Annotated in this window: 22 protein-coding genes; 11 read left to right on the top strand and 11 right to left on the bottom strand. The window is 72.6% G+C overall.

The features are described 5' to 3' along the window. Position 1: 1 nt before the first annotated feature. The 4 genes from ACH34W_RS08905 to ACH34W_RS08890 are packed head-to-tail and all read right to left on the bottom strand — an operon-like array spanning position 2 to position 4,906. Positions 2 to 286 (bottom strand): hypothetical protein, encoded by a 285-nt coding sequence (locus ACH34W_RS08905; RefSeq protein ID WP_395960267.1) that lies wholly within the window; start codon positions 284 to 286, stop codon positions 2 to 4. 59 nt (positions 287 to 345) lie between these two features. Then, positions 346 to 1,806 carry an AMP-binding protein gene (locus ACH34W_RS08900; RefSeq protein ID WP_395960266.1) on the bottom strand — a complete coding sequence of 487 codons (1,461 nt, stop codon included), beginning with the start codon at positions 1,804 to 1,806 and terminating at the stop codon, positions 346 to 348. Continuing rightward, positions 1,803 to 4,043, bottom strand: coding sequence for a CoA transferase (locus ACH34W_RS08895; RefSeq protein WP_395960265.1), 2,241 nt, complete (start codon positions 4,041 to 4,043; stop codon positions 1,803 to 1,805). Before ACH34W_RS08895 ends, ACH34W_RS08900 begins: the two co-directional genes overlap by 4 nt. After that, the gene (locus ACH34W_RS08890; RefSeq protein WP_395960264.1) at positions 4,040 to 4,906 is read right to left on the bottom strand and encodes an alpha/beta fold hydrolase; all 867 of its coding nucleotides are present in this window, start codon (positions 4,904 to 4,906) and stop codon (positions 4,040 to 4,042) included. Before ACH34W_RS08890 ends, ACH34W_RS08895 begins: the two co-directional genes overlap by 4 nt. A 127-nt stretch (positions 4,907 to 5,033) precedes the next feature. On the opposite strand from ACH34W_RS08890, the gene ACH34W_RS08885 reads away from it, so the two are divergent. The 3 genes from ACH34W_RS08885 to ACH34W_RS08875 are packed head-to-tail and all read left to right on the top strand — an operon-like array spanning position 5,034 to position 6,738. Beyond that, complete coding sequence (locus tag ACH34W_RS08885; protein ID WP_395960263.1) at positions 5,034 to 5,834, top strand: class II aldolase/adducin family protein; 801 nt, start codon at positions 5,034 to 5,036, stop codon at positions 5,832 to 5,834. Next, positions 5,831 to 6,310: a MaoC family dehydratase N-terminal domain-containing protein gene (locus ACH34W_RS08880; RefSeq protein ID WP_395960262.1), complete on the top strand. Its 480-nt coding sequence runs from the start codon at positions 5,831 to 5,833 to the stop codon at positions 6,308 to 6,310. Before ACH34W_RS08885 ends, ACH34W_RS08880 begins: the two co-directional genes overlap by 4 nt. Then, entirely contained in the window at positions 6,307 to 6,738 is a 432-nt protein-coding gene (locus ACH34W_RS08875) for a hypothetical protein (RefSeq protein ID WP_395960261.1), read from the top strand. Before ACH34W_RS08880 ends, ACH34W_RS08875 begins: the two co-directional genes overlap by 4 nt. Before the next feature lie 5 nt (positions 6,739 to 6,743). Here ACH34W_RS08875 and ACH34W_RS08870 read toward each other — a convergent pair whose 3' ends face one another. The 5 genes from ACH34W_RS08870 to ACH34W_RS08850 form a co-directional block, all read right to left on the bottom strand. Continuing rightward, positions 6,744 to 7,703, bottom strand: coding sequence for a zinc-binding alcohol dehydrogenase family protein (locus tag ACH34W_RS08870; protein ID WP_395960260.1), 960 nt, complete (start codon positions 7,701 to 7,703; stop codon positions 6,744 to 6,746). Continuing rightward, entirely contained in the window at positions 7,700 to 8,521 is an 822-nt protein-coding gene (locus ACH34W_RS08865) for an ABC transporter permease (RefSeq protein WP_395960259.1), read from the bottom strand. Before ACH34W_RS08865 ends, ACH34W_RS08870 begins: the two co-directional genes overlap by 4 nt. Continuing rightward, entirely contained in the window at positions 8,518 to 9,426 is a 909-nt protein-coding gene (locus ACH34W_RS08860) for an ABC transporter ATP-binding protein (protein WP_395960258.1), read from the bottom strand. Before ACH34W_RS08860 ends, ACH34W_RS08865 begins: the two co-directional genes overlap by 4 nt. Next, positions 9,423 to 10,412, bottom strand: coding sequence for an ABC transporter substrate-binding protein (locus ACH34W_RS08855; protein WP_395960257.1), 990 nt, complete (start codon positions 10,410 to 10,412; stop codon positions 9,423 to 9,425). Before ACH34W_RS08855 ends, ACH34W_RS08860 begins: the two co-directional genes overlap by 4 nt. 195 nt (positions 10,413 to 10,607) lie before the next feature. Continuing rightward, positions 10,608 to 11,384: an SDR family NAD(P)-dependent oxidoreductase gene (locus tag ACH34W_RS08850; protein WP_395960256.1), complete on the bottom strand. Its 777-nt coding sequence runs from the start codon at positions 11,382 to 11,384 to the stop codon at positions 10,608 to 10,610. Between the two features lie 151 nt (positions 11,385 to 11,535). Between ACH34W_RS08850 and ACH34W_RS08845 the strand changes: the two genes are divergently transcribed. The 8 genes from ACH34W_RS08845 (at position 11,536) to ACH34W_RS08810 (ending at position 18,072) form a co-directional block, all read left to right on the top strand. Further along, positions 11,536 to 12,771: a Rieske 2Fe-2S domain-containing protein gene (locus ACH34W_RS08845; protein WP_395960255.1), complete on the top strand. Its 1,236-nt coding sequence runs from the start codon at positions 11,536 to 11,538 to the stop codon at positions 12,769 to 12,771. A gap of 118 nt (positions 12,772 to 12,889) precedes the next feature. Next, positions 12,890 to 14,251 carry a M20 family metallopeptidase gene (locus ACH34W_RS08840; RefSeq protein ID WP_395960254.1) on the top strand — a complete coding sequence of 454 codons (1,362 nt, stop codon included), beginning with the start codon at positions 12,890 to 12,892 and terminating at the stop codon, positions 14,249 to 14,251. Beyond that, positions 14,248 to 15,195 (top strand): hypothetical protein, encoded by a 948-nt coding sequence (locus ACH34W_RS08835; protein WP_395960253.1) that lies wholly within the window; start codon positions 14,248 to 14,250, stop codon positions 15,193 to 15,195. Before ACH34W_RS08840 ends, ACH34W_RS08835 begins: the two co-directional genes overlap by 4 nt. Before the next feature lie 19 nt (positions 15,196 to 15,214). After that, positions 15,215 to 16,075, top strand: coding sequence for an alpha/beta fold hydrolase (locus ACH34W_RS08830; protein WP_395960252.1), 861 nt, complete (start codon positions 15,215 to 15,217; stop codon positions 16,073 to 16,075). Next, complete coding sequence (locus tag ACH34W_RS08825) at positions 16,072 to 16,356, top strand: hypothetical protein (RefSeq protein WP_395960251.1); 285 nt, start codon at positions 16,072 to 16,074, stop codon at positions 16,354 to 16,356. The genes ACH34W_RS08830 and ACH34W_RS08825 overlap by 4 nt, the downstream gene beginning before the upstream one ends. Further along, positions 16,353 to 17,162 carry an IclR family transcriptional regulator gene (locus ACH34W_RS08820; protein ID WP_395960250.1) on the top strand — a complete coding sequence of 270 codons (810 nt, stop codon included), beginning with the start codon at positions 16,353 to 16,355 and terminating at the stop codon, positions 17,160 to 17,162. The genes ACH34W_RS08825 and ACH34W_RS08820 overlap by 4 nt, the downstream gene beginning before the upstream one ends. Positions 17,163 to 17,167: 5 nt before the next feature. Beyond that, a complete protein-coding gene (locus ACH34W_RS08815; RefSeq protein ID WP_395960249.1) occupies positions 17,168 to 17,680 on the top strand; it encodes a MaoC family dehydratase N-terminal domain-containing protein in 513 nt (170 codons plus the stop codon). Continuing rightward, entirely contained in the window at positions 17,677 to 18,072 is a 396-nt protein-coding gene (locus ACH34W_RS08810) for an acyl dehydratase (protein WP_395960248.1), read from the top strand. Before ACH34W_RS08815 ends, ACH34W_RS08810 begins: the two co-directional genes overlap by 4 nt. Here ACH34W_RS08810 and ACH34W_RS08805 read toward each other — a convergent pair. Then, positions 18,064 to 19,560 (bottom strand): aldehyde dehydrogenase family protein, encoded by a 1,497-nt coding sequence (locus ACH34W_RS08805; protein WP_395960247.1) that lies wholly within the window; start codon positions 19,558 to 19,560, stop codon positions 18,064 to 18,066. The genes ACH34W_RS08810 and ACH34W_RS08805 overlap by 9 nt on opposite strands. Further along, on the bottom strand, positions 19,553 to 20,551 hold the full coding sequence (locus tag ACH34W_RS08800) for an ABC transporter substrate-binding protein (protein ID WP_395960246.1): 999 nt from the start codon (positions 20,549 to 20,551) through the stop codon (positions 19,553 to 19,555). The genes ACH34W_RS08805 and ACH34W_RS08800 overlap by 8 nt, the downstream gene beginning before the upstream one ends. Positions 20,552 to 20,581 lie beyond the last annotated feature (30 nt).

Below are 20,581 nucleotides of genomic sequence, written 5' to 3'. Positions count from 1 at the left end.
GTCAGGTGTCGCGCTCGGCGGTCAGCTGGAGCGCCACATCGATGATCATGTCTTCTTGACCGCCTACGTATCCGGCCTCGCCGACCTTCTGGAGGATGGCATGGGCGGGGACGCCGTAACGTTCGGCGGCGCGTTCGGCGTGCAGCAGGAAGCTGGAGTAGACACCGGCGTACCCTCGGGTGATCGCGGACCGGTCGGCGAACGGGAGCCGAGGCAGGAACGGCTGGACGACGTCCTGCGCGGCGGCCATCACGCCCTGGACGTCGACGCCGGTGCTGATTTCCATGCGCCACCGCGACGGTACCCGCCCGCAGCACTGAAGTTCCCCTAGGCGCTGAGCTCAAATTAGTACCGGTGCCAGGTCGCGGGGGTGACGCCGCGGTCGCGGAGGGCCGCCTTGCGGATCTTGCCGGTTTCGGTGCGGGGGAGGTCCCGCATGATCTCGATGTGCCGCGGGACGGCGAACGGCGGTAGCTCGCGCTCGCAGTGCCGGACGAGGTCGGCGGGGTCGAGCGAGTGGCCCGGGCGGAGCAGGACGGCGACCATGACCTCGTCCTCGGCCAGCTCGGAGGGGACGGGGAAGGCGGCGGCCTCGGCGACCGACGGGTGGGTGCGGACGACGGCCTCGACCTCGTGTGAGGAGATGTTCTCCCCGCGCCGCCTGATGACGTCCTTGATCCGGTCGACGAAGCGGTACCAGCCGTCCGGCTCGCGGACGACGCGGTCGCCGGTCCGCCGCCACGAGTCCGGCGGTTCGTCCGGGTCGCCGAGGTAGCCGGTGGCGAAGGCGAGGTGCCGGTGGCTGCGGACAACGAGTTCGCCCGGCGTGCCGTCCGGGACCGGGGCGAGGTGCTCGTCGACGACCTTGGCGGAGTACCCGTCCCGGACGGTGCCCATGAAGCCGGGTCGGGCGTCGTCGACGGAGGTTCCGATGACCATGTTGGTCTCGGTCGATCCGAAGCCGTCGACGAGCGTGACGCCGAAGCGTTCCCGGAACGGCTCCCAGAGCGGGGCGGGGGTGGCGGGGGCGAGGGCGCGCCAGGCGCGGTGGGCGCGGTCCTGCGGGGACGGGGGCTGGGCCATCAGCATGGGGACCATGGCGCCGAGAAGGTAGACGGCGGTGCCGCCCGCTTCGGCGACGTGCGTCCAGTAGCGGGAGGCGGAGAAGCGCGGGCCGAGCGCGCAGGAGGCTCCGGTGACCATGGCCTGGGCGAGCGCGTTGAGGGCGTTGGTGTGGAACAGCGGCAGGCAGGTGTAGAGGACGTCGTCGCGGGCCAACTGGAGTGCGTCGGCGACGTTGCAGCCCCACCAGCCGAACTGGGCCTGCGGGCAGCGCACCCCGCGCGAGTAGCCCGTGGTGCCGGAGGTGAAGAGGATGGCCGCGGTGTCCTCGGGGCGGACTGGTGCGGGCGGGATCGGTCCGGCCACGTCATGGTCGAGGATCCAGTGTCCTCCCTTGAAGTCGGTGACGCGCGAGGCGTGTTCCGGGTCGGTGACGAGGAACGCCGGTTCGGCAACGGCCAGCGCGTGCCGGAGCCCGTGGCCGCGCAGCCCGGTGTTGAGCGGCACGAGGACCGCCCCGAGCCAGGCGCAGCCGAGGAAGAGGTCGACGAAGCCCATGCTGTTCGCCGCCATGATCGCGACCCGGTCGCCGCGCCGGACGCCGCGGGCGGCGAGCGCCCCGGCGGCGCGGGCGGCGACCTCGGCCGTCTGCCGGTAGGTGCGTGTTATCCCGTCCGCGTGCAGGAAGGGGCGCTCGCCGAACCGCTCCACCGCGGCCGTGAGGAGGGCCGGGATGGTGGTCAACGAAGGACCCCGGCGTCGTGGAGATGCCGGATCCGTTCCTCGGACAGGCCGGCGATCTCGCGCAGGACAGTGTCGGTGTCGGCGCCCAGCACGGGCGCGGTGCGGCGGATCCCGCCGGGCGTGCGGCTCATGCGGACCGGCGTGCCCTCGTGCAGGAAGGCGCCCGCGACCGGGTGCTCGGCCCGGACGTAGAAGCCGCGGGCCCGCAGTTGGGGGTCGTGCTCGACCAGGTCTTGGCCGTTCTGCACGGCTCCGGCGGCGATCCCGTGCTCCTGCAGGTGTTCGGCGGCGGCGTCGGCGGGCATGGTGCGGGCCCAGGTGGCGAGCGCCTCATCGAGGTCGCCGGCGCCGAGCAGGGCGGCGAGCGTCGCCCGTTCGGCGTCGGAGCGGACGCTGACGGCCAGCCACCGGTCGGGCCCCAGGCACCGGTACACGCCCTGCGGGCTCCAGGACGGGTGGGAGTTGCCGCGCGGCTCCGGCGGGACCGGCGCGATCACGCTGGTGCCCATGTGGGCGGCCATCGCCTCCAGTTGGGAGAGGTCGATGTGCTGCCCGCGCCCGGTCCGGTCGCGGTGCTCCAGCGCGGCGACGGTGGCCAGCGCGGCATGCAGCCCGGCGACGATGTCACCGTGGCCGTAGATCACGCCGACCACGTCGTCGGACGACCACCCGGTCATCCCGGTCAGCCCGGAACTCGCGGAGACGGTGTCGGCGTACGAGACCCACCCGTTGCGCGGGCCGGTGTGGCCCATGCCCGACATGCTCACGTAGACGATGTCCGGCCTGAGCTCGCGGAGCGCGTCGTAGCCGAGGCGCATCTTCTTCATGACCGTGGAGCTGAAGTTCTCCACCACGACGTCGCTGGCGGCGATCAACTCGCGCAGCACGGTCAGGCCCTCGTCCGAGCGGAGGCCGAGCGCGACGCTGCGCTTGTTGCGGTTGACCTCGTTGAAGTAGCCGTTGGCGTTCGGGTCGGTGTGCGAGCCCCGCGACAGGTGCATGAACGGCGCGAACCGGGTGGGGTCAGGACGGGTCTCCGACTCCACCTTGATCACTTCGGCACCGTGGTCTGCCAGCACCTTTGTGCAGTACGGCCCCGCGAGCACCCAGGTCAGGTCCAGCACGCGCACCCCGGTCAGCGCGGGCACGTCCGACCATGGCCCGCCGGCCTGGCCGGGTTCGCGGGAGGCATCGAGCAGCCCTTGGTCGGCGCCCGGCTCGGCGACCTTGAGGGACGCGACGCGGCGTCCTTCGGGGAAGGCGAACGGGAAGCCGAGGTCGGTCCGTTCCTCGTCGCCGGACCGTACCCGGAGAAAGAAGTCGCGGGCGAGGAGCTGCGGGTTGGCGGGCATCTCCTCGGGGCGTTCCACGGCCGCCCACGGCAGCTTTCTGGCCTGGGCGGCCTCGGCGAAGGCGGCCTTGGGCCACTTGGCCGCGAATTGCTGGACGATCTCGAACACATGTTCCTGGTGCGCCTTGCGTTCGACGGGATCCTGCCAGCGCGGCTCGTCGAGGTCGGCCTGCGCGTTCTCCTCGACCAGCCACGCGAGCAGGCCGTCCCACATGCGGGGGCTGCCGCCCAGCCCGCCGCCGAGGTGGCCGTCGGCGGCGCGGAACAGCCCGTGCGGCACCAGCGGGTGTACCCGTCCGGGACGCGGTGGCACCCGGTCGGTGTGCAGGTAGGCCAGGGTGCCCGCCTCCAGGCTCGCGGCGACGCACTCCTGGGCGGAGATGTCGATGAGCTGCCCGCGGCGTGCCCGCAGGCCCAGCTGGACGGCGATCGCGGCGTGCACGCCCGCCAGCTGCTCAGCCTGGTTCTCCGGGAGCGTGAGCGGCGGGCCGTCCGGGTCGCCGACCTGCGCGAGCATGCCGCCCAGGGCCGCCACCACCAGGTCGCCGCCCTGCCAGCCGGCGCGGGGGCCGTCGGATCCGAACGGCGTGACCCGGACGTGCACCAGATGATCGAGGCCGGCGGCTCCGTCAGGGGTGCCGTCGAGCAGGACGTCGGCGGTCTCCAGCAGCCGCCGCAACCCGGCCGCGTCGCCGGGGTCGAGGACGACCGAGCGCTTGCCCGCGTGCCAGTGGGCGAACGACCAGCCGTCCAGCTCCTGCCGGGCCGGGTCGCCCTCCGGCGGTTCGACCAGGACCACCTCGTGCCCGAGCCCCACCAGCAGCCTGCCCGCGAAGCGGGTGAACGGACTGGACAGCTCGACGACGCGCACGGCCGCCTCGGTCATCCGTGCTCCTGGTTCAGGAAGCCGGTCACGACGCTGTGGTAGTCGGCTGGACGCTCCTCCTGGAGGTGGTGGGAGGCGCGGTCCATCACGTGCAGGTTGCCCTTGGGGATCATGCGGGCGAGCATAAGCGGGTAGTCGGGGGTGAGGAACGCGTCGTACATGCCCCACATGAACAGCGTCGGCGCCTGGACGATGGGGAGCACGTCCGCGAGTTCCTGCCACTCGCCGCGCGGATCGTCCGAGGCCCCGGCCAGGGCGACCTCCTCGGGGTCGATGCTCTGCTCGTACCGCATGGTCACCGTGGCGTCGGGGATGGCGTCGGCGTCGTACCACTCCAGCCGCGCGATCAGCTCGCGCATCTTCTCCCAGGACGGGCCGGTGCCGCCGAAGTAGATGTCGCGGGCCTTGCGGCCGCGGTGCCCGTTCTCCGGCAGCGGCGCGAGCGGGCCGTGCCAGACGGGCTGGCTGCCGGTGATGACCAGCGACCGCACCCGCTCGGGGTAGCGGGCCGCGAGGTTGAGGGCGATCGTCCCGCCCCAGGAGTTGCAGACGAAGTCGGCGCGGTCGATGCCCAGGGCGTCCATGAGCGCGACCGTCTTGGCGGCGTGGAAGTCCCACATGGGGCCCTTGATCACGGTCTTCTCGGACTTGCCGTACTGCAGGATGTCGACCAGCAGGACCCGTCGGTCGGCGGCGAACAGCGGCGCCACCTGCCCGAAGTCGGACCACCCGGTGCAGCCCGGCCCGCCGCCGTGCAGGAAGATCGTGGGGCTGCCCTGGCCCAGCTCGATGTAGTGGTAGGTGACGCCGTCCGCCTTCGCGAACTTGCCCTCCGGCGCCGGCCGGATCTGCATGAGGTCCATGATCGGATGGTGCCGGGGCGAGGCGGTCCGTTCCAAGCGCTCCGGTCCGCTGAGCGGGCCGTGCCGATGGTCCGCCCCCCGCCGCCGCGCCTAGCCTTCGCGGTTGGAGCTGGAGAGGGAGGCACACATGACTGTCACCGACGAGGCCGCTGCGCGGGTCCTGGCCGAGGAACTGGCGAACATTCCCGCCCCGCCTGTCTTCCCGACGCCCGCCGAGGAGCGGGCCCACCGCAAGCGGCGGGTCGCCGCGGGCTACCGGGTGCTGGCGCGGTTCGGGCTGGACGAGGGCATCGCCGGGCACATCACCGCCCGCGACCCCGAGCTGACCGACCATTTCTGGACGGCGCCGTTCGGCCGCTACTTCGGTGCGATCCTGCCCGGCGACCTGCTGCTGGTGAACGACGAGGGCGAGGTCGTGGAGGGGAAGGGGCCGCTCAACCAGGCGGCGTTCGCCATCCATTCGGAGGTGCACCGCGCCCGTCCCGACGTGGTCGGCGCGGTGCACGCGCACGGCCCGCACGGCAAGTCGTTCTCGTCCCTGCACCGGACGCTGGCACCGCTCACCCAGGACGCCTGCGCCTTCCACGGCTCGCACACCTTCCACGAGGACTACACCGGCGTGGTGTTCGACCCGGAGGAAGGACGGCGGATCGCCGAGTCGCTGGGCACGGGCAAGGCGGTGATCCTCGCCAACCACGGCCATCTCACGGTGGGCCGGACCGTCGATTCGGCGATCTGGTGGTTCGTCACGATGGAACGGTCCTTCCAGGCCGAGCTGATGGCGCGGGCTGCCGGGGACCCGGTCCCGCTGGACGAGGAGACCGCCCGGATGACGGCCGAGCAGGTGGGCGGCGAGGAGGTCGGCTGGTTCTGTTTCCAGCCCATCTGGGAGCGGATCGTCTCCGAGCGGCCGGAGCTGGCCGAGTGAGCAAGGCTCTCGATCTGGCCGAGGAGCGTGCGCGGGAGCTGGTCGGCCGGGTGGAGCTCCGCCCGCTCGGCGTGGTGACGGCCGCCGCCTCGGCCGAGTTCGCGCGGGCGGCGGGCGAGACCGCCCCGCAACTGATCGATCCGGACCATCCCGGTTTCGCCGTCCACCCGATGTACCCGGTCAGCCTGCTGCGCGGCGCGCCCGGTGCCGAGCCCGCGGAGTTCCGCCCGGACGGCATGTACCGCGACGAGGTCCCCGGCACCGACGGGCTCGACGTGCGGCTCATGGCGGGCGGGCAGGACGTGCGCTGGCTGGGACGGCCGCGTCCGGGCGAGCGGCTGGAGGTGCGGCACGTCCTGGAATCGGTCGAACGCAAGGGCAAGGGCGCGGGCTTCCTGCTGCTCACGGTCGCCAAGACCTACGGCACCGAGCGCGGCCCGCTCATCGAGGTCACCGAAAGGTTCATCGTCCGATGAGTCGTCATGTCGAGCCGGGTGCCGTGGTACCGCCGGTGGAGCTGGTCCCGGACGAGATCAGGCTCCTGCGGTTCGGAGCCGTCACCCGCAACACGCATCGCATCCACTACGACACCGCGTTCGCCCGCTCGGAGGGCCTGGACGGCCCGGTCGTCATGGCGCAGCTGCACGGCTGCCTTTTCTACCGGGCCGCGGCGGCGTTCGCGGGCGAGGCCGGTGAGGTGCTGTCGGTCGGCTGGCAGAACCGCGCCCCCGCCTACGCCGGTCACCGGCTCGTGGTGTCCGGCGCCGTCGAGGCGGTCGACCCCGAGACAGGCGAGATCACCCTGGCCTTGGAAGAGCACTCCCTGGAAGAGCACTCCCACCCGGACGGCGAAGGCCCCGGCAGCCTGTGCTGCCGGGGTCGTGCCGTGGTCATCGTCCGCTGAACGTCTCAATCAAAAGTCAGCGCCACCTTCCCGACCGCCTCGCCGGTGCGGAGGCGCTCGGCGGCCTCCGCAAGGCGCTCGGCCGGGTACCGCTCGATCGGCAGCGTCAGCTCGCCCGAGTTGATGTCGGCCAGCAGCCGGTCGGCGTCCGCCGCGACCTCCGCGCCCCGGGTCATCAGGTTGACGGGCAGCAGCGACACGTCCGTCAGCAGGAAGTCGGCCAGGTCGACGCTGAAGTCGCGTCCGGCCGTGTAGCCGACCAGCGCGATCCGTCCGCGCCCCCGGACCAGCCCGAGCGCGGTGGTGAGGACCGCGCCGCCGACGGTGTCGATCACCGCGTCCAGCGGGCCGCCCACCGCCTCCTCCGACAGGTCGGCGGCCAGCACCGCCTTGCCCGGCGCCGGGACGTGCGGCAGCTTGGCCGGGCGGCCGACCACGCCGATCACCTCGGCCCCCGCCCGCGCGGCGACCTGCACGGTCAGCGCGCCGACCGCGCCCGCCGCGCCGGTCACCGCGACCCGCTCGCCGGGACGGATCGCGGCGACCGCGTGGACCGCCGCCCAGGCCGTCCCGGCGGGTGAGAAGAAGCAGCAGGCCAGTGCCGGGTCGGTGTCCTCGGGGACGGGCACGACCGCCGAGTCGCGCAGCACCGCGTGCTCGGCCCAGCCGCCGTCCCGCCGCAGCCCGGCACCGCCGCCGCGCACCCGCACCGGCATCCCCTCGGGGTGGACGTCGGAGGCCACCACGACCCCGGCGGCCTCGGTGCCGGGCACCGTCGGCAGGTCCGGCAGGACGCCGAACTTTCCGTCCACGACGTTGAGATCGAGATGCCCGACCTGGGCGGCCAGCACCCGGACCAGCGTGTGGCCCGGCGGACGTTCGGGGACCGGCCGTCCCACCAGGCGCGGCAGCGTCCCGAACTCCTCCAGAAGCAGCGCCCGCGAACGCTCCGGATTCCCGCTCACACCCGCACCTCATACCTCTTGAGCACCCGGGCGGCCACGATCCGCAGCACCCGGTCGAACACGAATCCCAGGATCCCCAGCACGATGATCCCGACGAACACCCAGTCGATGCGGCCGTAGTTGCGCGAGGTCCAGATGAGCGCGCCCAGCCCGACCTGCGCGGCGACGATCTCCGCGGACACGATGGTCAGGAAGCTGTTGCCCATCGCCAGCCGCGCGCCCGTCACGATGTGCGGCACCGTCGAGGGCAGCACCACGCTCCGCATCACCTGCCAGCGGCCCGCGCCGAGGCTGGCCGCGGCGCGCAGCTTGGTCTCGTTCACCGACAGCACCCCGGCGATGGTGTTGAGCGTGACGATGAAGACCGCGGTGTAGAAGATCAGCACCACCTTGGACGCCTCGCCGATGCCCAGCCACACCACGGCCAGCGTCACGAACGCGACCGGCGGGATGAAGCGGAAGAACTCGATGTACGGGTCCAGCAGCCGGCGCATGAACGGGACCTGCCCCATCAGCAGGCCCACCGGCACGCCGACGGCCAGGCCCAGGCCCCAGCCGATCAGGATCCGCCGGCTGGAGGCGATCACCGAGTTGACCAGCGTGCCGTCGGCGGCCAGCTCCCGGGCCGCCGACACGGTCTGCCCCGGTGAGGCCACCAGGCCCGAGCCGTACTTCATCGCCAGCAGCTGCCACACCGCGATCCCGGCGACGATCGACAGCGCGAACATGCCGGCCGAGCGCAGCCGTCCGGCCATCGCCCCAGCCGGGCGCCGCTCGACGGACGGTTTGGCGGACGCGTCCGCCGAGGCCACCGTCATAGCTTCTCCTTCGGGCCGTCCGCCGGGCCGTCCGCCGGGCCGTCCGCCGGGCCGTCCGGCGGGTCGTCGACGCCCTGCTCGCGCAGGGCCTTGCGCACCTCTTCGCCGATGTCGCGGCGCAGCGCCGCGCGCAGCTCGACCGACTCCGGCGCCGTGTCGTCGCGCGGCCGGGGCAGGTCCACCGGGTAGACGTTCTTGATCGTGGCGGCCGGGCCGGCGGTCATCACCGCGATCCGGTCGGCCAGCACGATCGCCTCGTCGATGTCGTGGGTGACGAACACGACGGTGCATCCGGACGCCTGCCAGATGCGGGCCATCTCCTCCTGCATCACCTGCCGGGTCTGCGCGTCGAGGGCACCGAACGGCTCGTCCATCAGGACCACCCGGGGCTCGTTGGCCAGCACCCGGGCGATCTGGACGCGCTGCCGCATCCCGCCCGACAGCTGCCCGGGGAACCGGTCGGCGCAGTGCCGCAGCCCCACCAGGCCCAGGTACTCGTCGGCGACCTTCTTCTGCTCGGCCCGCGACCGGCCCCGCATGCGCGGCCCGAACGCCACGTTCTGCCGGACGGTCATCCAGTCGAACAGCGCCTCGCTGTTCTGGAAAACCATGCCGCGGCCGGGGTCGGGGCCGGTGACGGCGGCGCCGTCCACGGTGAGCCGGCCCTGCCGCACCGGGACGAACCCGGCCAGCGACGACAGCAGCGTCGACTTGCCGCAGCCGCTGGGCCCGAGCAGGCACAGGAACTCGCCCGCCGGGATGTCCAGGGAGATCTCCTGGACGGCCTGGAAGGACCCGAACCCGATGCCCACGCCGGAGACCGACACCGCGGCGCCGGCCGGGCCCGCGCCGTCCGCGGGGCCGCCGCCGGGCGGGCGGCGGTCCGTCTTGATCGCCTTGGTCATCCCGTTCCCTTCACCTTGGCTGCCACCCATCCCTGCAGCACGGTCTTGGTCAGGTCAGGGCGGGCCTTGACCTTGCCGGTGCTCGCGTACCACGCGGCCGTGCTCTCGTATCCACTGAGGTCGGGGGCGGCGATGTCGCGGACCTTGAAGTCGATCTCCTTGATGGCGGTCATGGTCTGCTCGGTGGGGACCTTGGCGGCCTTCTTGGTCGCCTCGGCGGCCCCCGCCGGGTCTGACTCGACCAGCCCGGTCGCCTCCTCCAGTGCCTTGGCGACCTTGACCGCGGTGGCCTCGTTACTGCCCAGCCACTGCTGGCCTGTGATCAGCCACTGCTGGTAGGCGAGCCCGTAGGCGCCGGTCGACTCCAGGATCTTGCCGCCGAGCTCGACGCCCTTGGCGGGCCACGGCTCCCAGAGCACGTAAGCGTCGACCTCGCCCTTCTGGAGCAGCACGGGAATCTCCGGCGGGCCGGCGGTCACGAACTTCACCGACTTCACGTCGATCTTCTTCGACTCCAGGAAGCGGGTCGCGGCCAGCTCGGAAAGGCCGGGCACGATCGCCATCTTCTTGATCTGCTTGGGGTCGGCGATCTTCGGTCCGGTGACGACCTTCAGGTATCGGCCGGACTCCTGGAAGACGAGCAGGGCGCGCAGCGCGGGGTTCTGCGGGAACTGGGCGATGGTCGTGCTGTCGGAGCTGGCGGCCATCTGGACCTGCCCGCCGGCGATCGCGTCGACGGCCTCGCCGCCCCGGCCGAACTGCACCAGCTCGACGTTGAGACCGTGCTTGCGCCACAGTCCCTTGGCGTCGGCGGTGAAGAAGGGCGCGTACGCCGCGTCGATTCCGACGGCGATGCGGATCTTGGGACCGGTGGCCGCAGTGCCGCCGGAGTCGGTGGTGGCGCCACTGCACGCCGACAGCGTGCACAGCGTGGTGATGAGCGAGAGGACGCCGACGAAGCGCCTTCTCCTGGCCCGTGCCTCCATAACACCTCATAGGTCGAAGGGGTCTCTGCGGTCACGGGGGGACCCGCAGGTAGGCCGGTCAACGGGGTGGAGCCGGATCCGGCGAGCGTAGGCCGGGGGCGGCGGGCACGCATGGCCCTGGGTCCGCTGAGTGGGACGCCTTCGTCCACAGGGCGAACGGCGGATGTCCCGGGCCGGTCCGCGGCCTGTCCGAGATCAATGTGCGAGGTAGCCGCCGTCGACCGGGAGCACCGTCCCGGTGACGAAGGCCGACGCGGGCGAGGCCAGCAGCAGGAGCGCGCCGGCCAGGTCGCGCGGCTCGCCCCAGCGCGCGAGCGGCACCTCGCGCTCCACGAACGCCTTGGCCACCGGGTCGTCCCGGGATCCGGCGTTCATCTCCGTGAGGATCGGGCCGGGGAGCAGGCAGTTCGCGGTGACGCCGGTGCCCGCCAGCTCCAGCGCCAGCGCCTTGGTGAGCTGGACGACCGCGCCCTTGGACGCGGCGTAGGCGGCGCGCTCCGGCGCCCCGACCGCGCCGAGCACCGAGCCGAGCGTGACGATCCGCCCGGTGCCGGCGGCCGTCATCGCGCGCGCCGCGGCGCGGCAGGCGTACCAGGTGCCGAACACGTTGGTGGCGAAGCAGCCGTGCAGGTCCGCGGTGGGCAGCTCCGCGACCGAGCCCCGGGCCAGGCGTCCCGCGCTGGTGACCAGGACGTCCAGCCGGCCCCACTGCCGTACGACCTCCGCGACGGCCTCGTCCACCTGCTCCTCGTCGGTGACGTCGCAGGCCAGGCCGAGCGCGGTGGCACCGTCCACGGCCAGATCCCCGGCTGCCCGCTTGGCCCGTCCGGCGTCCCGGGAGACGACCGCGACTTTCGCGCCCGCGGCCAGCAGGGTCCTGGCCGCCTCGGCGCCGATGCCGGACGTGCCGCCGGTGACCAGCGCGGTACGGCCGGCGAGGGAGAACAAATCCGCGTGCGAGATCTCTTCCATGACCGGACTGTGGCAGGCGGCGGCGCGCCTGGAACGGGGCGCGGTCTGCTGAGCGAAACGGCTCCGTAGGCGATCGGGCCCGGCCGCGCGCATGCTCGGATACGCCGCCCTCACGGCGGCGTAGCTCGGACGTCACCAGGAGGACACGCAGATGACGGGTGAGGAATCGCTCGATCCGAAGGCCGCGCCGCGGGCACGCCCCCAGGACGGTGCGCCGGGGCGGCAGGACTGGTCGACGTGGCCGCACTACGACGCGGCGGCCGAGGGCTTCCGCGGCTACTGGTACGCCGTCACCTGGTCCAGCCACATCACCGGCGACCCCCGCTCGTACACGATCTGCGGGGACAAGATCGTGCTGGTCCGGGACGGGGGGACGGCGTACGCGCTGCACGACCGCTGCCCGCACCGCGGGGTCCCGCTGTCGGAGGGCGACCAGCAGTTCCCGGGCACCATCAGCTGCCCGTACCACGGGTGGACGTTCGACCTGGCCAGCGGGCGGCTGGCGGCGGTGATCACCGACGGTCCGGACTCGCGGATCTGCGGCAAGGTCGGGGTGCGCACCTACCCGGTGGAGGAGCGGCTCGGCATGGTGTGGGTGTACGTGCCGGTGGCGGCCGAGGACCCGCACCCGATCGACGAGCAGTTGCCCGAGGAACTGGCCGGCAACGCCTTCGTGATGGGCGGCCGGATCGACCCGCGCAGCGGCAACTGGCGGTTCGCGTGCGAGAACGGCTTCGACGAGGGGCACGCCAAGTACCTGCACCGGACCTCGCTGTGGCGGCTGTTCAAGCCGATGCCGACGTGGAACGTGACACGCATCGTGCCCGGGGGCCGATGGATCTACCGGGTGCAGGACGAGGTGCACTGGGAGGCCGACTTCCCGGGCGTGGGCCGGTGGTCGAACAAGCGCTGGTGGAAGGCGCGGCCGCCCAAGGAGGCGTTCAACATCGGCAACACCGGCAAGCCCAAGCGGGTGGACCCGACGATCGAGGCGCAGGAGTTCCCCGGGTTCGCCTCGCTGGCGATGCCGGGCATCCTGCGCATCGCCTACCCGAACTTCATCCACTACGAGTTCTACGTCCCGGTCGACGCGGACAACCACCGCTACGTCGGCGTGATGGTCAATTTCACCGAGGGCTGGCGGAGCTTCGGCTTCTACGCCAAGTACATGGGCGCGATCCGCTGGCTGTTCCACGGCCAGTTCTCCGCCCAGGACGCCTGGATGGTCGACGTCACCGACGCGCCCCCGGAGAAGCTCTACCGTCCCGACGTGTCGCTGACGGCCTGGCGCAACCTCACCGAGGAGCAGTACGCGAAGAAGCTCGCCGACACCGGCGGCACGGCGGCGAACGACGGCTCGGCCGTCACCAGGACCAGGAAGAAGTGATGATCATGAAGCGCGTCCTGCCCGCACTCATCGCCGGCGCCCTGCTGGCCGTGGCGGTCCCGGTGGCCTGGCGGCGGATCGCCCGTACCAGCAAGACCCAGGTCCACAGGGTCAACCAGTGACCTCGGCGAACTCCGAGGGGCCCAGCGAGCCCGCCGGGCTCGCTGGCCTGGACCAGCGGCGGCGCGGCTGGGTCACCGCCGCGTGGCGGCACATCACCACCGACCGGCTGCGCGAACTGGTGACCGGGGTGGTGGACGTCCCGAGCCCGACCGGAGATGAGGGCCCGCTGGCCGAGCACATCGCCGCCACTCTGACCGCCGCTGGCTGCCCGGCCCGGGTGCAGCCGCTGGACGACCGGCAGGCCAACGCGTGGGCGCGGCTGGAGGGCGACGGCACCGGCCCCGACCTGATGCTGTACGCGCCGATCGACACCCTGACCGTGGGGGAGGAGAGCGAGGACGTGCCGTGGATCGGGCCCGAGCTGCGGCCTGACATGCGGCCCCGGGCGGTCGTCGACGGCGACCTGGTCATGGGGCTGGGGGCGTCCAACCCCAAGGGCCACGCCGCGTGCGTGATGATGGCGGCCGAGGCGACCGCGCGGGCCGGGATCCCGCTGACCGGCGACCTGATCGCGGCGTTCGGCGCGGGCGGCATGCCCACCAACGCGCGGCCGGCCGGCGCCCGGCGCAACACCGGGCAGGGCGCGGGCTGCTCGTTCCTGCTGGAGCAGGGCGTGTGGGCTGACCACGCGGTGATCGTCAAGCCGGGCTGGACGGTCTCCTGGGAGGAGGTCGGGCTCGCCTGGTTCCAGGTCACGGTCCGCGGCACCCACACCTACGTCGGGTCGCGGCACCGGCTGCCGTACGACAACGCCATCGCGCGCGCCGGGCTGGTCGTGCGGCGGCTCGAGGAGTGGTTCGCCGAGTACGCCGGCCGGCACACCGAGGACACGGTGGCGCCGCAGGGTGTGGTGGCGTCCATCCGCGGCGGGTGGCCGCGGATGGCGGCGGTGACCCCGGCCGCGTGCGAGATCAGGGTGGATCTGCGGCTCAGCCCCCGCACCACACCGATGGAGGCCAAGCGGGAGTTCACCGCGGCCCTGGAGAAGATCAGTGCCGACGAGCCCGGCCTCGACCTGGACGCCGAGATGATCCTGGCGATTCCCGGCACCCGCAGCGACCCGGACGGCTGGGTGTGCCGCAGCGCCGTCGCGGGCTGGGAGGCGTTCGAGGGCCGCGCGCACGAGGTGATCCGCGGCAACAGCGGCGCCACCGACGCCAACATCCTGCGGAACCGGGGCGTGCCGACGGTGCGGATCGGGATGCCGAAGATCACCGAGGCGCCGCGGGAGATCGACTTCTCGCTCGGCATGAACGCGGTGGACGTGCGGGAGATGGAGCGGCTGACGCGCCTCCTGGTTCGCACGGCCGTCGACACCGTCACCCGTTCCCGTGACGAGGTAGGAGCGATGCGATGACCGAGATCGTGCTGGGCGTGGGCGCCTCCCACTCCACGCTGATGAACACGCACTGGGAGGAGACCCTTCACAAGGACCGCGCCGGGCGGTTCCGGGACGCGCTGTACGCGGCGCGCGAGGAACTCGCGGCGGCCCGTCCGGACACCGTGATCCTGGTGGGCTCCAACCACTTCCGCGGCTTCTGGCTGGACCTGATTCCGAGCTTCACCATCGGCGTCGGCGAGTGCCTGGCCAGCGGGGAGTCCGGGACGCCCAAGGGCCCGCAGCCGGTGGACGAGCCGCTGGCCCGGCACATCGCCGGCGAGCTGGTGGACGGCGGCCGGTTCGACGTGGCCTTCTCCGCGCGGCTCCAGATCGACCACGGCCAGTCGCACGCGATCCAGTACCTGCTGGACGGGCTGGGCGTGGAGATCGTGCCGCTGGTGGTGAACGTCTTCGCGCCCCCGCTGCCCACCCTGGACCGCTGCGAGCGGCTCGGCCGGGCCATCCGGGAGGCGGTGCTGGCCTTCCCCGGGGACCGCCGGGTCGCGGTGATCGGGTCCGGCGGCCTGTCGCACCGGCTGCCCTGGCCGGACTGGCGCGACCCGCGCGGCGACGACGAGGAGTTCCTGGTCGGCGCCTGGCTGGACGGCCGCGACAACTGGCGGGACTACGACGCCCGGCGGCGGCAGATCATCCGGGCCGCCGAGGCCGCGATCAACACCGGCTTCGACAACGAGTTCCTGACGCTGCTGGAGGGCGGGAAGGCCGCCCGGATCACCGAGTACACGACCGAGCGTCTGGAGGAGGTCGCCGGCAACGGCGCCCAGGAGCTGCGGACGTGGCTGCTCATGGCGGCCCTCCTCGACCACGTCCCCGGGCGGCGGCTGGCCTACGAGTCCATCCCCGAATGGCTGACCGGCATGGCCGTGGCCGTGCTCGACCCGACCACCACCCCTGGCTAGAAAAAGCGAAAGGCCACTTATGAGCATCTGGACCGAGCTGGTCGACGTCGACTACCGGCACGCCTACGTGGAGGCGGGCGGCGTCCGCACCCGCGCCCTGCAGGCCGGGCCCGAGGACGGCGAGCACGTGGTGTTCCTGCACGGCACGACCGGGCACCTGGAGGCGTTCGTCCGCAACATCCCGGCGCACGCCGAGGCCGGCTACCGGTGCCACGCCATCGACATGCTGGGGCACGGATTCACCGGCAAGCCGGATCGTCCCGGCGAGATCCCCGCCTACGTCGAGCATCTGCTGGCTTACCTGGACGCGGTGGGCGCCGAGCGGGCGCACCTGGTCGGGGAGTCGCTGGGCGGCTGGGTATCGTCCTGGGCGGCCGGCGAGCAGCCCGACCGGGTGGCGTCCCTGCAGCTGCTCTGCATGGGCGGCACGAAGATCAATCCGCAGGTGATGGAGCGGCTGAAGACCTCCACCCGCGCCGCGGTCGAGCAGGACGACCCGTCCTTCACCCGGGAGCGGCTGCGGCTGCTGTGGGCGCACTGGGACGAGGCGCTCGGCGACGAGCTCGCCGACGTCCGGTTCGACATCTACCACCGGCCCGAGTTCAAGGAGAACCTGGACAACCTGCTGGCCCTGCAGGAGGTCGAGGCACGCGAGCGGAACCTGCTGCGGCCCGAGCGGATGGCGACGATCAAGGCGCCGACGCTGGTGGTGTGGGGCAACAAGAACCCGCTGGGGGAAGTCCCGGAGGCGGAGGCGATCGCGGCGGCCATCCCGGGGGCGCGCCTGGAGGTGTTCAACGACTGCGGGCACTGGCCGCAGCACGAGAGGGCCGACCTCTACAACCCGCTCAGCCTGGCATTCCTCGCCGAGTCGTCGTGACGGAGATCAGGTCCGGCTACGCCGACACCACGCGCGGGCAGGTGCAACACCTGACCGAGCTGTGGCAGCGGCGGCAGAAGCACTACCCGCCGGGACGGCCGGACCTGCTCTCCCGATTCGTGCGCGACGCCCTGGTTCTGGGCGACGAGCTTCCTGACCTGCGAATATTGTCATCACAACTTAACAACCCGACTGTGGCGGTGATCGATCGGGGCATGATTCCGTTGATGGAGCACCGGTCGTCGGAGGTCTGCGAATTGATCGTGAGGTTCCTGTCATGACCGTCGTATCGATCGACCACATCCGCGACGACCGGGATCCGGCGGCGCGGCGGAACCCCTGCCCCGACCCGATGAACTCCGTCCTCGGCAAGACCCAGCTGATCATCGAGGCGTTCACCGCCGAGGACGCCACCCTGTCGCTCGCCGACCTGGTCCGGCGCACCGGCATCGCCAAGGCCACCGTCCACCGGCTCGCCCAGGAGCTCGTCGCGTGGGGCCTCCTCGAACGCGCCGGCTGCGACTACCGGTTGGGGCTGCGGATGTTCGAGATCGGCCAGCGCGTGCACCGGCAGCGGATCCTGCGCGAGGTCGCCCAGCCCTACATGGAGGACCTGCTGCTCGCCACGCAGGAGACCATCCACTTCGCGATCCACGACGGCCTGGAGGTGCTGTACCTGGAGAAGATCCTCGCGCATCGCGGGCTCAGCGAGCAGTCCCGGGTCGCCGGGCGGCTCCCGCTCTACTGCACCGCCACCGGCAAGGTCATCCTCGCCTTCGGCCCGGCCTCGCTGTTCGCGGAGGTCGTCCGGAACGGCCTCAAGCCGCTCACCCGCCACACCATCACCTCGCCCGCCCGGCTGCGCGCCCAGTTCGAACGGATCCGCACCGAGGGCCTGGCGACCGAGGCCGAGGAGACCCGGCTCGGCTACATGAGCACGGCCGTCCCGGTGTTCGGCCGCGGCTCCGCCCTCGTCGGCGCGCTGTCGATCACCGGCCCCACGTACCGGACGGACCCGGCCAGGCTGTCGGGCGCCCTCCGCACCGCGGGCATGGGCATCACCCGGTCGCTGCGGCAGGTCCTGTGAGCCCAGTGGCGGAGGACGTGCTCGGAGAGGTGCTGGCCCGCGCCCGCGACCTGGCCGGCCGCTGGGAGGAGGAGGACTGCGGCGTGGTGACCGTCAAGGACTTCTGCCGGTACGCGGCCGCGCTCAACGACACCGCCTACATCGGCCGGGCCCGCGCCGACGAGGCCGCCGGACGCCCCGTCGCGGCACCTCCGCTCTTCCTCGCCGGAACGTTCAGCTGGGAGGACGGCCCGGCCGAGGACGAGCTGCGCCCCGACGGCCTGACCGCCCGGGAGTCGCCGTGCACGCAGGGCCTCCCGGTACGGCAGGTGCACGGCGGCGAGTCGGTGCGGATCGGCCGGCCGCTGGTCGCCGGAACCCGCGTCCGCGCGGCGCGGGCGGTGCGCTCGGCGAGCCGCAAGGCGGGCCGCTCGGGCGACTTCGTGGTGCTGGCCGTCACCACCAGGTTCACCGGCGACGGCGCCGAGCTGGCCTCCGTCGACGAGACGATCATCGTGAAGGACAACCCGCAGGCATGACGACCCCTGGGGAGAGCTGCCCCTCCCGCTCCTACTCCCACAGCACGGTGCAGCTGTTCCGGTTCAGCGCCGTGTCGTGGAACGCCCACCGCATCCACTACGACGAGAGCTACGCGGCCCACGAAGGCTTTCCGGGCACGGTCGTCCAGTCGACGCTGCACGGCGAGATGCTCGTCCGGCACGCGCTCGACTGGGCCGGCCCGGACGCCCGGCTGGAGGCGGTGAGCTGGCGCAACCAGGCGACCGCCGTGGCCGGGGAGCCCCTGACCTGGCAGGGCTCCGTCCGGTCGGCCGAGCCGGGTGACGGCGGCCTGCGCCTGGCGCTGGACGCCGCCATCGTCAAGGCCGACGGGACGCCCTGCGCCACCGGGACCGTCGATCTTCTACTCTGAGCCCTCTGCCCGAGCCTTCTGCTCTGGGGCCGCGCCGCCGCCCCAGAGCGCGGGGCGGCGCGAGCCGAGATCCACGCTGATGATCTTGGCGGTGCTGTAGCGGGCCAGCATCCGCTCGCCGATCTCGGTCCCGGCTGCCGGGCCAGGCCCGGCCGCGTTCGCGGGGAGCCCGGCCGGCGGGTCGGACCAGCGGTTGATCCACACGATCCCGGCGTCCAGCTCGCGGGCGATCCGGTGGCCCCGCGCGAGATCGGCCGTCCACACCCCGGCTGCCCGCCCGGGCCCGGCCGCGTTCACCCGCTCCACCGCGACCCGCTCGTCCGCGAACGGCTCCGCGACGGCGACCGGCCCGAGCAGCGGCGGCGCCGCCCCGATGCCCTCCTCCTGCGCCAGCAGCGCCGGCGCATGGAAGAACCCGCCGGCCAGCGCGGGCGGCAGGGAGGGCGGCTCCCCGCCCGCCACCAGCCGCGCGCCTCCGGCGACCGCCTGCCGGATCGCGTCCCGCACCCGCTCCCGCCGCCCGTCCGAGATCAGCGGCCCCAGCTCGGTCGACAGGTCGAGCGGATCGCCCAGCACGACCGCCTCTACCATCGCCGCCAGCCGTCCGACGAACTCCTCATGGACGGTCTCCTGCACCAGCAACCGGGACGGCGGCGCACCCGCCTCACCGCCCGCCAGGCACATGCCGGTCAGCGCGTCGGTGACGGCCGCGTCAAGGTCGGCGTCCGCGAACACGATCATCGTGCCGCCGCCGGGCCGTGGCGCGTCCGGGACGCCGATCCGCAGCGCGCCGGGGTGCGCGTCCAGCCGCGCCGCGATCCTCGCGTCCGCGCCGGTGACGACGTTGAGCACCCCCGCCGGCAGCAGGTCCTCGGTGGCGCGGGCGAACTCCAGCACGGTCGCCGACGCGGGCGCCGCCGGATGGACCACCACCGTGTTCCCGGCCGCCAGCGCGGGAGCGATCTGCTCGGCCAGCGCCACCAGCGGCATGTTCCAGGACACAAGCACGGCGAGGACGCCCAGTGGCGCCCGCACCGTGTACGCCAGCCCGTGCGGGTCCTCGACCGGCACCTGCTCGCCGCGCACGCCCCGGGCCAGCCCCGAGAACAGGCGCAGCGCCGCCACGGACGCCGGGACGTCGGAGAAGTACGCCTCCCGCACCGGGCGGCCGCCCTCGGTCGCCAGCAGCACCGCCCACCGGTCCGGGTCGGCCTCGATCCGGTCGGCCATCCGCCACAGCGCCTCCTGCCGCGTCTCCGGGCTGGACCGCCGCCAGCCGGCGAACGCCTTGCGCGCCGCCGCCACCGCGTCCTCGACCTGCTCCGCCCCGGCCTCGGGGACCGCGGCCCAGGCCGCCCCCACGGCCGGGTCCACGGCGTCGAATGCGGCGCGGGCGGTCACCCACTCGCCGGCGATGAACAGCCGGTACGGCTCGTCCGGGCGGTACGCGCTCCGGGGGTCGCCGTCCCAGGGCCAGCGCTCACTCACTCGGCGCCCCCACGTACTTCTCGTACCAGCCCTTCGGCAGCACGGTGTTCAGGTCGGGCGACTTGGCGATCAGCTTCTGCTGCAGCAGGAAGTCCACCACCCGCTTGGCCGAGGCGTGGTCGGTGTCGGTGAAGCCGCGCGCCGTGAAGGTGATCTCGGGCAGGACCCGCTCGGTCTGCTCTGCGGGCAGCTTCACCTGCTTCTGGGTGGCCTCCGCCGCGGCCTTACGGTCCTTGGTCACCAGGGCGTCCGCCTCGGCCACCACCTTGAAGACCTTCCCGGCCAGCTCGTTGTTGCCCGCCAGCCAGGTCCGGCCGGCCAGCAGCCACTGGAAGTAGCCGACGCCGAAGTCGCCGATCCGTCCGGCGATGTGCCCGCCGCTCGCGTCGCCCTTGGCCGCCCACGGCTCGAACAGGATGTAGGCATCGACCGAGCCGCGCTGCAGCATCCCCGGTATCTCCGGCGGCGAGCTCTTCACGATCTTGATCGAGGCCGGGTCGATCTTGTTGTGCTTCAGGTAGGAGTGCGTCGAGTACAGGCCGATGCCCTGGATCGAGGCCATCGTCTTGATCTGCTGGGGCCGGTCGATGCCGTCCCGCAGCACCACCTTCAGATAGCGGTCGGACGATTGGAAAACCCCCAGTGCCGTCAGCTTGTCCTGGGCCGCCATCAGCGGTAGCGCGCTGGAGTCGGCGTTGGCCGACATCTGCGCCGTCCCGGCCGCGACCGCCTCCGCCGCCGCGGGCCCGCCCTCCACCTGCATCAGCTCGACGTTCAGGCCGGCCTTGGCGAACATCCCGCGCTCCTTGGCGAGATAGAACGGGGCGTAGGAGGCGTCCACACCCAGTGCGATGCGCACCAGCGGACCCTTGGCGGTGCCTTCGCCGCCCGCCGAATCCGTGGTCCCGGAGGTGCAGCCGGTCGCCAGCAGGAGCGCTGTACAGGCGGCCAGCATGCCGGTCAGTTTGGGGGAGCTGAGTCTCACGTTCACGAGTGCCTTCTCCTATGGCTGGAGCAGTGC

It is taken from the genome of Actinomadura sp. 6N118 (assembly GCF_044326415.1).
GTDB lineage: Bacteria > Actinomycetota > Actinomycetes > Streptosporangiales > Streptosporangiaceae > Spirillospora.
The sequence above is the reverse complement of the archived record's forward strand: the minus strand, read 5'-3'. Positions and strand labels throughout refer to the sequence as shown.